The following is a 13,063-nucleotide window of genomic DNA, read 5'->3' on the forward strand; positions in this document are numbered from 1 at the left end:
ATGTGAGAAAATTTCATTATATTTTAAGCAGGGGCTGCCCTTGGGCTGCCCCTGCTTAGCAGTGTTATGCGTCGACTGCTTTACTGATTATTGACGATCTCGGCGATTTCCTTGGTGACTGCATCTCCACCGATTGATTTCCACGTGGATACAAAGGAGTCAAATTCGTCCAGCGGGGCTGTGCCCGTAATGATTTTCAGGAACGTCTCATTCTCCAGCTTCTCCAGGTTGGAGCCTCGACGGAGCATCGTTTCCGTGTTGCCGTAGAAGACCGGCTCGATGCGGTTTAATTCATCTGCTCCCGTAACCGCTGCAGCCGTGTAGAACGCCAACGAATCTGCGTAAGCTGCCATATCCTGCTTGGGGTTTTCCTGGTTTTTCAGAATCGCTTCGACGCGCGGCAGGATGCGTTCCGGCAAGCCGGATGTATCCTTATCCTGTAATACCTTGTCATAGATCGGCACGTCTCTTGCCAGGGAATCCTGATAGTCCAGTTGAAGGTTCAGCGGATAGTTCAACCAGCCGACGCCCAGGCCGCTGTAAAGCTCCTTAACCGCCGGATCAATCATACGGATGCCTTCATATTGCACATTGAGAATCTTGATGACGGCTTCCGGGTTGCTTGCTTTTTTGTTGACGACAAGGAAGGTACCCGATGGAGCTGAAGGGACGATATTTCGCTTGCCTGCGCCATCGAGGGGCACTGCGAGGGGCACCCAGTCCGCGTCGGGGTTCGCCTTGACCGCATCGGACATCGCCCACCCGCCGAACCATGGTGCAAACAGGATTCCCGCGCGACCGCTTGAGACCAGACCGGCATTGTCTTCCCATTTCCGCGTCAGAAACTCTTTATCGATCAGACCTGCTGCATACATGTCTCTCAATACGCCAAGCGCTTCCTTGGTCTCTGGCGCGGTAGAGCCATAGAAGATATTCCCGTCGCCATCCTGGAACCAGCTGCCGGGGTAAGAATGATACGCATTGAAGATGGGGTCGAAGGTAAAGAACCCGCCGTCGCCGACAACCGTTGTATCTCCGAGAAGACCGACCGTATCGTTCGCACCGTTGCCATCAGGATCACGCTCCACGAAGGCCTGAATGACATTTTTCACATCATCCACGGTCTTAGGCAGCTCCAGACTCAGGTTGTTCAGCCAATCCTCACGAATCCACAGCAGCTGGTAGCTGCCGTCAATGTTAGTGTTCGGGAGTGCATACAGCCGATCGTCGATACGTCCGGTATTGAGTACGCGGTCTCCGGTATAGGAGTCATAATATTCTCTGATCAAGGGCGAAGCGTACGCCTCGTATACATCGGTCAGATCCGCCAGCATATCCGCCTTGGCCATTCGGTGAAATTGTTGCTCATCCACAATCATGACGTCGGGAATATTATCGCTTGCAATCGCCAAGGTGACGCGCTGATTGTAGGCTTCCTGATCCTCTACCGAGAACTCGTACTTGATGTCCACGTTCAGACGATCCTCGACGTACTTCAAATAAAGATTGTCCTCCAACTTGTCCCCGGCCGGCAAATTGTTGCCGGAAACCCCTTGCCGGGCCAGCGTAATGGTGACAGTGTCCTCGTACTTTTCAAACGGTCCATCGCTAGTCGTTGCTTCGCCTGACTCTGCGGACTGCGGTGGCGGTTCCGTCCCCTGTGTAGCATTCGTTGATGAGCCCTTATTGCCATTGCTGCATGCCGTCATGCCTAGTAGTGCTGTCGTACAAAGCAAGATGAGCCATTTATTTCTGTTCATGCCCCAACCTCCCTGATTTGAGTTGCGTGGTTTTGTCTACGTTTCCATCATACCTCCCTGTGAAAGCGCCTTCCATCTCACATATTTACGATTTAAATCACTTTTTTACGGAGTGTGATTCGCGATATTTGGCTGGCGTGATCCCGTGATGCTGCCGGAAGGACTGGATGAAATAATTTGAACTGCGATAGCCGGTTTTCTTGCAAATATCGACGATCTTCATGTTTGTGTCCTGAAGCAGCGCAACGGCTTTGTCCATGCGGACGGTGGTGAGGTAACGAATCAAACTTTGACCGGTCTCCTTCTTGAAGAGGTAGCTGAGATAGCTTGGCGTCAAATAGACTTGCTCGGCAATACTTTCCAGAGACAAATCCTGATAATAGTAGTTATTTATGTGCTGTTTGATCTGCTCAATGCTCCTGTTGACCGACTCGGTCTGCTGGCTCTCGCCTGCACTTGAATCCATAACAGTGAAAATTTCGTGCATCAGCTCTTTAAGCTCATAGAGCGAAGAAGAACGAGAGATTTTGTCCAGATACTGATTGATAACGCCCAGATTGTTCCGGACTTCCCCGGCCAGCGCTTTATGCATGATTTCCGAACAGAGGAATTTGGTATACAGCGAAGAAAGCTGACCCCTGGTTTTCAAAAACGTAAAGAGCAGTTCAACCCCGTATTTGGCCCCCTCCATATCAGCGTAGTCGAGACATTGGTAGATCTTGTCCATGAGGCTTTTCAGCTCTACCTTATCAAAGGATGATTCTGTAAAATGCTCCTCAGTGAACAAGATGGTGGAATCCTCCATAAAAAACTTGTACTCCAGCAGCCGTTCGATGCCGAGATAGGCTTCCCGGATCCCATCCCATCCCGCTGCGACTGCACCTACAATCACGCTCACTTCCTGGCCATAACGCTCAGTTGTACTGGAGGCGACCACCTCCGCCATCGCTTGGATCGCGTCCCGTGACAACGGCTCAGCTTGAGCCACAAACAGAAGGCTCTGATTTTCATTTACGTTCAAGTAATCGAAGGGGAGATGAATGCGTTCACTTACCATCGTGTAAAAATCATCATTATACATATCAAAAAACGCATTGACGCACTCCACCATCAGGAGATGAATATATTCTGATTCGCAGGATCCACCCAGCAGCCGCCAAGCGGGAGGGCTGGCGGGCCTGGTCCCGTTGATGGCGTCCAGCAGCATCTTCTCTCGCTCATAGATCATCCCCCGTCGATACCCTTCAAGCAGCATAATATTACGGGCCCGCTCGGCTTCCTTCTCCAGGCAAGCGTCAAGCGCCCGGTTGATCGCCGCGAGAAATTCAGGTACCTGAATCGGCTTCAGCAAATAATTGGAGACTTGCGTGCGTATCGCTCTGCGGGCATATTCGAATTCGTTAAATGCGCTATAAATGATCAGTTCGATGTCCGGCTGCTCGGAGCGGATGTGTTCTGCGAGCTCCAATCCGTCCATAAATGGCATCTTGATATCCGTAATGACAATATCTATGGGCTGGCTGCGGATCATGTCTAGAGCCGCCTCGCCGTTCTCCGCCAGCAAGGGCTCCAGCTCCAGCTTCAGACTGCGGATGAGATTACGAATGCCCTCCCGTTCGATCCTTTCATCGTCGACAATCAGTACACGGTGCATAACCGGACTCCCCTCTGAACACAAAATCACAAAAAGGGCCGCTCCGCTTAAAAGGTGCCGCCCTTTTTGTGTCTGCTGATGCTATAGGCTTCTCAAAGCAATCGTACCTGCATTCACGCTATGGTTGGCACGCAAGGCTTGTTCTGCCGTATGAAGCTGCTCGCCCCATTGAAGCGTGTAGCGGAATTCATAGAATCCGCCCAAGGTCGCTTTAAAATTCGTTTCCCAATAGTTCGTCAACACCCAGGCATACAGGGATTCGGGAGACCCTTGCGCTGCCAGTCCTTGAACCTTGCGTTCGCCGAATGCCAATGGTCCTGTCTGCATCAGCGGCGTATCCGGCGTGGCCAGCGCCAATCCGCCGGCTTCTCCTACCAGAGCCAGCCCTTCCTGAATACAATAAAAATCGGTTAGCGTTCCAGGAATCTGGTCGATCCCCGGACGAATCGCCGCTCCTGCCTTATCAAACCACAGCTCGCCGTTATCCTTTCGAAGAAAAGGCAAAGACACATACACATTTTCAGGTTCCCAGATACTCATCTTATGCATGCGAACAGAGACGTCGACTCTCGGCTGCCCCCTGTAAACCTTGAGGAAAAGCGAGTAATGACTCATCCCCTCTACTTCGTACGTAAGCTCTACAACTGCATAGAGAGCGCCGTTCGCTATTTCTTTGACACCGCATAGCCGACCGATCGAACGCTGGACATTCATTCCCTTGCGGTTTCTTCCCATGATTCTCCTGACGGTCATTTGATCGCTCTGTTCGCCATGCGTGACTTCGTAAACCGGTGTAAAGGCACCGCAGGCTTGGCTGGCATCGATCAGTTCCGTGCCTGTCCCCTTGTCCACCCAGGAGACAATGCCCGCTCCCTGTCGCCATACGATATGGACATCAGCGGATTCAATGCTGTTCTCCGTGATAGCGACCCGGTCTGTTTCATTAGCAAGAGGAATCAGATCTGATATATCATGGATACGGTCGGCGCCGATGAGTCGGGTGCTGCTGGTGGTGCGCCCTGCAGCAGGCTTGGAGACGCTGCGGATCACATACCGCTTCTCTTCCTTCGCATCCAGCTTGGCGTTGATGGCAATCTGATATCCTCGGCTCACCTTCTCCTGCTGATGCGGCACCACCTCACCCGTCTGCTCGTCTACGACTTCCATGCCATCCCGGAAGTAATCTGCCTCCCACTGTTCCTCGAGATAGAAGAAGGCCAGATCTTGTACAGGGTGATCAAATGAGTTGATCACCTTGTACGTGAACGCCCGATTCGCCCGCAGCAGCGCATCACCCCGGTCCTGCATGACCCTGTCCAGCGAACGGTTCGCCAAACGGCTCGCATTGGCCGCATACGCTTCCTTGCGCACTGCCAATTCCTGCACCATGGGATGCCATGGCTCGGAGATCGAGGAATGGTACCCCCAGGTATGCTCAGCATACATCATCAATTGATTTTCAGCTTCTGTCAGCTCCTCCGGCCTCACACTTCTGCTGTCCGGATCAAGCCGCTTGACGGCGGACAGCGTGCGCTGGGCATTGCGAAAGATTTGCGTATGCATAGCTGTCGAGGCTACGCCATCGGACCACCAGTCTGGCCAGTCCCCTCTGTAGATCGGAATGTCTGCATCCTGCTGCTTGACCAGATCGAAATATTGATTCAACGTCGTCATCTCGATCTCTACCTGTTCCCCGTGCTTTTCATTCCATTCATGAATGAAGCTCATGATCCGACCGTTAGGAGCGGCGTTGTCCCGCAGCAGCCCCATTACATTGACCAGTATGAAATCGTACGGGTAGCCTTCCTTGTCGAGCTGCTCCAGATAGCGTGAAATTCTCGTCTCTGCGATGGCCCAATGATCTTCGGCAATCCCCCAGACCCGATTCTCGTCGCGGACTGTGTAAGATAGCGTGCCGTCGGGGTTAATGCCCAGATCGTTGCCCATCATGTAATGTTCGCCGCTCCATACAAGCAGACGCTTGCCGCTTGGCGTCTCCCAATAGAACGGAAACTGCTTGCGCCCGATGGCAAACATCCCGTGATGCGTATGAATGCAGCTCAGCAAGTGTTCGATACCGGCATCCGCCATCGCTTGCGCATAGCCCCAGCTGTAACCGTTGATGTCCGCGGTCATCGCCGAGCGGACATTCAGTCCGTGAAGCGCAGCGAACTTGCCGGCTCTGGCAAGCATGTCGGTGAGCAACTCGTACTGAATCAGCTCCGTCATGTTCAAGTAGGTGCCCGACAGCTCGATATCGCCTCTGCGCAAGGCCGCCACGAATCGTTCCCTTTCCTCTTCTGTCGCATCCTCAAGAAATTTTTCAACCGCCCAGAATGTCTCACAGGTCCACTTGAAGCCCTTCCACTCCGGACGGTCGTCCGTATGCGAGGCTTCACAGATCGCTACGGCTTGCCGGATGAACTCGACATGATACTGCTCGATTTTTTCCTGTCGTTCGGTATACCCGATATCGGTGTGCGAGTGATGAACGACATAGATCTTCCATTTCTTTCTCCCGGTTTGCATGGCCTATCTCCCCTAATCAAAGAATGAATTCTCTTATGCTTGCGACAAGTATAGCGCCCGTGCGAAACGAGCGGTAGGCTACATTTTTGCGATTCGTATCGATATTTTTTGAACCGTCTTGTTACGTCGCTTGTGATGTCATAAGCCCATATACACCAAGCAGCGTGCTCGACAGCGTGTCGCGACTGACCCGTACTTCGGCATGCAGTCCGGGAAGCGCCAAAGCTTGGCGAAAGGCCGGTGCAAATAGATGGGCGCTCTTGGAGATCTGTCCGCCGAGAACGATGAGGTCCGGCTGAAAGCGCCGCAAGGGCGGAGCTAGAATGTCGGCCATCTGCGTGCCGAATTGTTCAAACAGGCGCAGAACTTCCGCCTCTCCCGCGTCTGCCAGGGCGGCAAGCTCTCTCACGTCCAGTTGCTTTGTATCTAAGCCGAGTCTGGCGGCCAAGCGCAGGATGCCGCGTCGGGAGATATAGTGATCTGCCGTTCCCTCCTGCCAAGGAACGCTGTACAGCCAGCCTTCGGGCGGCACATCGCCTCGCCGCTTGACCAACCGCCCCCGCTCCAGAAAGCAAGAACCCAGCCCAGTGCCGATCGTCAGGCAGACGGCGCGATTGGCACCCGCCGCCGCGCCCCCGGGAAGCGATTCGCCAAGCCCGAACAAGGCTGCGTCATTCTCGAAAGCGATGCTGAACTGCGATGAGAGCCTGCCGCTCGTCCGATCATCCGAGCGAAGCGCTTCTTCGAGCAGTCGTCCGACAGATAAGCCGTACAGCGACTCGAACTTCCCAAGCCCGCGGATGCGGCTGACACCTGTTGCATAATCGAAAGGCCCAGGGAAAGCGATTCCCAGTCCCGCCGCCACTGCGTCCTGACCTGCCTTGGCGAGAACGTCTGCGAAGATATCAGCGAAGCGGGCAATCATCGGTCCGGCCGCCAGATCGGCACGGGATTCATAATGTCCGGCCGTGGTTTCCAAGATTGCCCCATCAGCCAGAGCGGCTGCTTTGATCTGTGTGCCGCCTACATCGAAGGCAACAATAAGGGATGTGGTCATCTGTCGCTCCTCCTACGATCGGACATAAGCTTTGATCGTACCTATGGTCTTGCCCTCGCTCGGGCCGCTGGGCCGGATGGTATAGGCGGTTACGGAACCAGGGACGATGAAGGTCTCGGCATAATGAACGACGAACGGCTCGAATGCTCCGTCCGGGCTCTCCACGGTCGCCTCTGCGCCTTCAACCAGATTTAGCATATGGACACTGCCGTTCTGCATGTGCAGAACAGGCTCTGAGAACCAATGACGCTTCGTTTCGATAAACTCCAGCTCATGCAGCCCCGTCCGCTCTTCCTTCCAGCCTTCGCCTGCTCCGATCGCCTCTATGCGATTCACACACTCGGCCTCGATCCATGGCGACGTCCGGTCCCAGCGGATGACCTGTTCGCCATGATCCAGATGCACCGGGCGGGGCTTCCCGTCGAGTCCCAGGCGATCCCAGTCCCATAATTTGAACGTAAAAATATAGGGTGTTGCGCTGATTTCCAGTACCATGCAGCCTTCAGCAGAGCAGTGAACCGTGCCGGCGGGAATCAAAAAATGGTCATGCTTTTTCGCCGGATAGGTGTTGATATACTTCTGTGCCGGAAACGTGAAGCCCCCTTTTTGCGCCTGACGGAGATCGGCCATCATGGCTTCCGGAGAAATATCTTCCTTCAGCCCCAAGTAGACCTCCGCTCCAGGAGCCGCATCCAGGATATAATAGCTCTCGTCCTGCGTATAGGTCATACCGAAGTGCTCGCGGATATAGTCCGTCGTAGGGTGGACCTGCAAGCTTAGAGGCTGGCCGCCAATCGTATCCAGAAAATCAAAGCGGATCGGAAACTCCGCACCAAACCGGGCATAGACATTCTCCCCTAGTAAAGCAATGGATTGGAAGAACACCAGATTAATCGCTGGCATCTCGACACGAACGGATCCGTATTGAAAGTAGACACTGTTTTCCTCCGGGACGCCGTCGAACCCCCACGCATAGGGGTGTTCGCGCTTGGGCAGGTCGATTGTATCTTCCAGCCATGTGCCGCCCCACACGCCGGGGTCGAAGTAGGGAACCAGACGGAACGGCCGACTGGCCGTCTGTCTCATCCCCTCGAAAAGCGCTTTGCGGGTGAGCATTTTAGGTAATCCCTTGGCATTCGTGTCCAGATAATAATCCATCTCGCCAAGCCGTTTTTTCTTCAGTCGGTCAGCCATGCGCCACTCGAAGAAAAACCCTCTCTTGTACAGCCGCAAAACATCGTTCTCCCGGCGTCTCGAACGCCAGTTGGCAAGTTCGCCGGTACGGAAACGCTGCTGAATCTCCCAACGGGCAAGGTCGGCATAGAGACGAACGTCTCCCTCGGCAATGAGTGAGGCGCCAAAACCGATGACAAGCACGACACCTTCTTGCACGGCATCGATCCGCTGCTTTAAGATGGAAATTCGTTCCTTGACATAAAATTCGTCAATTTCGAACGGTGTCATATAGCCAAAGACGCGATCGTCGGTCATATAACGTTCGACTTTGGCATCTACGACCTCGTGGTCCATCGCCGCTTCCTCGGCATGCACAACCGTTAGCGGTGTGATCGATTGCCGACAGCCCGCGATAATTTCATCCTGCCGCACGCCAGGGTAGCATTCAACGACGACTACGGTTTTTCGTTTTCCTGCTCGCTCGATTGCGGAAGCCAATTCAAAGCCAATGTCGTTGTACCCTTGCCAGACCTCATCCGTTCGTCCTTTAATCTCAATAAAAGGCGCTTTATTATAATGCGATGCCATAGGATACCTGCAGCTCCTTGATGATTATTTTTATCATAATATAACACAAACTAACCTAAATTAACATTCCTGAGCAAAAAAAAAGCTAAACGATGTGAAGCTCAACGCCGCTTTCTTCTATACGTACCCGATTCTCTTCAGACAAGCCGTCGTCGGTAACAAGCACCTGTATGTCGCTCAGCTCTGCGACCGGCGAGAAGAAACATTTGCCGAATTTCGAGGAGTCGAGCAGCATGACAATTTTCTTTGCCGAGCGAATCATGGTTTTTTTGACTTGCGTATCCATCAGATTCGGATCGGTAAATCCTGTCTCCCATGTATAGCCCAGAGCGGACAAAAACAACGTATCGGCATGATAGCGGGTGAAGAACTCCTCCGCCACAGGACCCACAAATGTGCCGGATATGTCCCTGAACATCCCCCCGCAGCTTATCATTAGCCGTTTATCGGTGGCATAGGGCCGAAACCGGTTCATGGTATCCATTCCATTCGTAAGCAGTGTCACCCGATCCAGATGTCCCAGTCGCTCTGCTATGCGTGAGACTGTCGTCCCGTTCTCCAGCACAATGGTGTCCCCTTCGCGTACGAAGGTCTTCGCCGCATAAGCAGCCAGTCTTTCCTTGACCTGATGGTTGGCTGCTTGCTTTGTTTCCATCTCCGGCTCGTCCTGGAGCATCTCTTGTCTGGCATCCAGATAGACGGCTCCGCCATGTGAGCGGCGTATTGGATATTCATGCTCCAGCCCGTTCAGGTCGCGGCGAATCGTCATTTCGGTGACACCAAAACGATCGCTGAGTTCTTTTAATGAAGCCGCGCCTTTGTCGGCCAGATACGTAATAAGTGCTTGTTTTCGTTGCAATGGCAGCATAACGGCACCTCGTCTTTTTTCTTATTCTATCACAAATGAACATCATTTGTTCAAGAAAGGCAATCCCCATGCTTCAAACTTTTCCTCGTAAAATATACACGCAAAAGGACACCAACGCTATGGTGCCCTCTCCATGTCTATTCATTATCCAATTTGCGATCTCCAAACAGTGTCTCGGTATTTAACGTAAACCCTTCAATCACCACATCTTCATCTACCTCGATGAGGATGCATCGTTTGCCCTGATAATTGACCTGTTTCACGTATTTCAAGTCCTGCGGACTGACAGAAATCGAGGCCACCTTGGTCTGAATCTTGATGGATTTGGAATTAAACTTGGGAATCACGCTGCTGGCTTTGAGCTCATAATTCCTGTCATCCACGACATTCTGGAACGCTTGCTCCATCTTCTCCGCCGTGACATCCGGCACGCCGCTGACCGTCAGCAGCTGCTCCATATCCCGGTAATCCAGCTTCGGGGGTTCTTCCTCTTCATTGTCCTCGATCACCCGATGGATTTCCTCATACACTTGAGAAATGGTCGAAGCATCCAACTGGTCGCCCGCAACCTCCCTGACGATCTCTTCAAATATGCCTCGCTCTTCTATGGCCGTCACCGAGCGCTCCGCATTCAACACGTCCTCAATGAATTTTACATTCGGTTCATTGATCTTCCCGACGCAATACAGAACGCGGTTCACATCCGATACATTGTCTGTCACGCTAGGATAGAAAAAGCCCTGTTCCGGCGTGCTAAGCTTGATGATCGGATCAACATTCACATTGTATTTAAACTCCCGCTCGGTATAATCGAACAAGAGCGATTTGCGCTGCTGCTCTGTGGAGTTCACACTGCACAGAATGAACAGATGCGAGAACATCTCGTCCTTCCCGGTTTCTTCGGCTTCATCGTTACGACCTTTGGTTGGACGATAATATTGCCCGCGTACGAACGTGACCACCGTATCGCGCTCATACCTGTTGTCCTTGAGCATTTTCTCTACCAGATGCAGCATCAGATTCATCCACTCTTCGGTATCCCCGGTCACCATGCCCTGATGAAGAAGCACACGGGTCGGATCCTCCGCCTCCTCCATGAACTTCAATTCGAACAGCTTTTGATCCAGTTCCCCGGTCAGCAGTTTTTTGAAATTGAGCATATACAGCTCCTGCTTCTCCCGCTCGACCATCGCGAACGGCTGGCATTCGTAATGATAAATTTCTTCGCTATCTTTCATAATATAGGCATTTAGAATATCGTGAATCGTGAGCATCTCATGGTCCAACTTGAACTGCTTGCGAATATGTGCGACTTCTTTTTTGATCATAATTGCAGAGCCATCTCCTAACTTTACTCCTGTTGTCTTAACCCGCTATACGAATACGCGTTCTAATTGATTGTACCGCCGCTTTGACAAAAAGGAAAGCTCAAAGACGCAGCTTGACGCTAAGGTTCTCGTGTTTAAACCAAGTCACTTCGGTTAAAGAGGGAAAAAGGAGGTAAACGCATATGACTGCATTAAATGAAACAAAGAAAATCGGCTTGGGCACGGCTCCGCTAGGCAACATGTTCCGAGACATTCCTGAGGAGGAAGCCCGGGCCACGATTCAGGAAGCTTGGGAGCAGGGCATACGATATTTTGACACGGCTCCGTTCTATGGTGCCGGACTTGCCGAGCTGCGGCTCGGACAAGTGTTATCCTCTTATCAGCGCGACGATTATGTGCTCAGCACAAAGGTCGGCCGGGTCATCTCCCCGGATACAACGGAGGATCGCAAGGGGTTGTTCGCATTCGGCCGCAAGAACAAAATTGTGGATGATTATACCGCAGAAGGCACCATGGAATCGATTCGTCAGAGCTTGGAGCGTCTGCAAACGGACCGGATCGATATCGTCTATGTTCATGACATCTCGCCGGATTTTCATGGGGAGGAGTGGCTGGCCAAATTTGAAGAAGCAAGAACCGGAGCGTTCCGGGTATTGACCCGGCTCCGCAAGGAAGGCGTGATCAAGTCGTGGGGGATTGGCGTGAACCTGACTGAACCGCTCGAGCTGGCTCTTGCCCTGGAAGAAACGAAGCCGGATATCGTGCTGCAAGCAACAAAGTACACGCTGCTGAACCACGAGCATGCCTTGCAGCGCTTAATGCCCGCCGCCACGAAGCAGAATGTTCGTATCGTGGTCGGCGCCCCTTACAATTCGGGCGTCACAGCTGGCGGCCCTCATTACGATTATGAAGAGGCACCTGCAGAAGTCATCTCCAAATTGGACCGGATGAACGAGATCGCGAAGCGCCATCACGTCAGCCTCAAAGCCGCGGCGCTGCAGTTCTCAGCTGCACATCCTGCTGTGGCTGCCGTCATCCCGGGAGCCAGCCGTCCCGAACGTATTGCAGATAATCTAAAAGCATTCCAGACAACAATTCCTGCTGCATTCTGGGAGGAGTTGCGGGAACAAAAACTGATTGCTCCTCATGCTCCCTTACCGAATCATCCTGAAGTTGTCCATTCATGATAGAGCAGGCGGCTCCCGGTATCCATTATGGATACCGGGAGCCGCCGACACGCTAATGGGTCTATATCATTGGCCTTCTCGAGGACTTCCCCTCTCTAGAAGCAAGGTCTTGATCTCCTGAATATCTTTCTTGAGCGACTGATTCTCATGAATGATCTGCTCGAGCATCACTTCGCGGTTCGCATCGTCCTCCTGGTTGAGATAACTCAGGATGACAGCAACCACCAGATTGAGTATGACCAAGGCGCCCACGACAATGAAGGATACAAAGTACGTCCAAGCCCACGGCATCTGTTCGATAACCGGTCTCGCCACCTGACTGGCCCATGATTCAAACGTGACGACCTGGACTAACGTGAACAGGGAGGTATGGAAGCTGCCAAAAAACTCATACGGCATGGCATCTCTAAAAAAGGTCGTGCCGATAATGGCATAAATCGAAAAGATGAGCAGCGTGAGACCCAGAATGCCGACTAAGGCCGGCACGGATTTCATAAGCGAATCGATAATTTTGCGCAGCGCGGGAATCGCCGGAATCATGCGAATGAGCCGCAATACCCTAACTAACCTCAGTACGCTGACAAATGGCGTGGAATAAAAGATCAGACTGGCCGCGACGATCGCAAAATCAAATCTATGCCACCTGTCCGACAAGTATGTTTTGGGACCGAGCCCCACTGTCTTCAATACCATCTCCAGTACGAAGATCCAAATAATGATGCGATCCAGGGCGAACAACAGCGGGTGGCCGACATAATAGGTCTCCAACACGATAATAATTCCGTTCAAGAGAATGATGCCGATCACTGCCGGTTGGAAGTACCTGTGCTCTACGAGCTCTCTTATGAAGCTTCTTATAGATCTCCTATCCCGATTGCTATCTTTATGGATGTGCATGGTCTTGCTCACCGTTTCC

General features: G+C 52.5%; 9 protein-coding genes. 1 reads left to right on the forward strand and 8 read right to left on the reverse strand.

Annotated features, from left to right (window positions below; all coding sequences use genetic code 11):
* Positions 1–80 precede the first annotated feature (80 nt).
* From ABC336_RS04500 to ABC336_RS04530, 7 genes are all read right to left on the reverse strand, one after another.
* Positions 81–1,760, reverse strand: a complete 1,680-nt coding sequence (locus ABC336_RS04500; protein ID WP_413237534.1) for an extracellular solute-binding protein — start codon at positions 1,758–1,760, stop codon at positions 81–83.
* Positions 1,761–1,857: 97 nt separating this feature from the next.
* Complete coding sequence (locus ABC336_RS04505) at positions 1,858–3,414, reverse strand: response regulator transcription factor (RefSeq protein WP_413237535.1); 1,557 nt, start codon at positions 3,412–3,414, stop codon at positions 1,858–1,860.
* 81 nt (positions 3,415–3,495) lie between these two features.
* Positions 3,496–5,943, reverse strand: a complete 2,448-nt coding sequence (locus ABC336_RS04510; RefSeq protein ID WP_413237536.1) for a glycoside hydrolase family 38 N-terminal domain-containing protein — start codon at positions 5,941–5,943, stop codon at positions 3,496–3,498.
* A 121-nt stretch (positions 5,944–6,064) separates the two neighbouring features.
* Positions 6,065–7,000: an ROK family protein gene (locus tag ABC336_RS04515; RefSeq protein WP_413237537.1), complete on the reverse strand. Its 936-nt coding sequence runs from the start codon at positions 6,998–7,000 to the stop codon at positions 6,065–6,067.
* Positions 7,001–7,012: 12 nt separating this feature from the next.
* Positions 7,013–8,764, reverse strand: a complete 1,752-nt coding sequence (locus ABC336_RS04520) for a class I mannose-6-phosphate isomerase (protein ID WP_413237538.1) — start codon at positions 8,762–8,764, stop codon at positions 7,013–7,015.
* Between the two features lie 85 nt (positions 8,765–8,849).
* Positions 8,850–9,632 (reverse strand): DeoR/GlpR family DNA-binding transcription regulator, encoded by a 783-nt coding sequence (locus ABC336_RS04525; protein ID WP_413237539.1) that lies wholly within the window; start codon positions 9,630–9,632, stop codon positions 8,850–8,852.
* 137 nt (positions 9,633–9,769) lie between these two features.
* On the reverse strand, positions 9,770–10,960 hold the full coding sequence (locus ABC336_RS04530; protein WP_413237540.1) for a DUF4317 domain-containing protein: 1,191 nt from the start codon (positions 10,958–10,960) through the stop codon (positions 9,770–9,772).
* A gap of 182 nt (positions 10,961–11,142) precedes the next feature.
* Between ABC336_RS04530 and ABC336_RS04535 the strand changes: the two genes are divergently transcribed.
* The gene (locus ABC336_RS04535) at positions 11,143–12,147 is read left to right on the forward strand and encodes an aldo/keto reductase (RefSeq protein ID WP_413237541.1); all 1,005 of its coding nucleotides are present in this window, start codon (positions 11,143–11,145) and stop codon (positions 12,145–12,147) included.
* Between the two features lie 66 nt (positions 12,148–12,213).
* Here the strand turns inward: ABC336_RS04535 and ABC336_RS04540 are convergent, their stop codons facing one another.
* On the reverse strand, positions 12,214–13,056 hold the full coding sequence (locus ABC336_RS04540; RefSeq protein ID WP_413237542.1) for an ion transporter: 843 nt from the start codon (positions 13,054–13,056) through the stop codon (positions 12,214–12,216).
* Positions 13,057–13,063 lie beyond the last annotated feature (7 nt).

It is taken from the genome of Paenibacillus jepli (assembly GCF_047238105.1).
In the GTDB taxonomy this organism is placed as follows: domain Bacteria; phylum Bacillota; class Bacilli; order Paenibacillales; family Paenibacillaceae; genus Paenibacillus_D.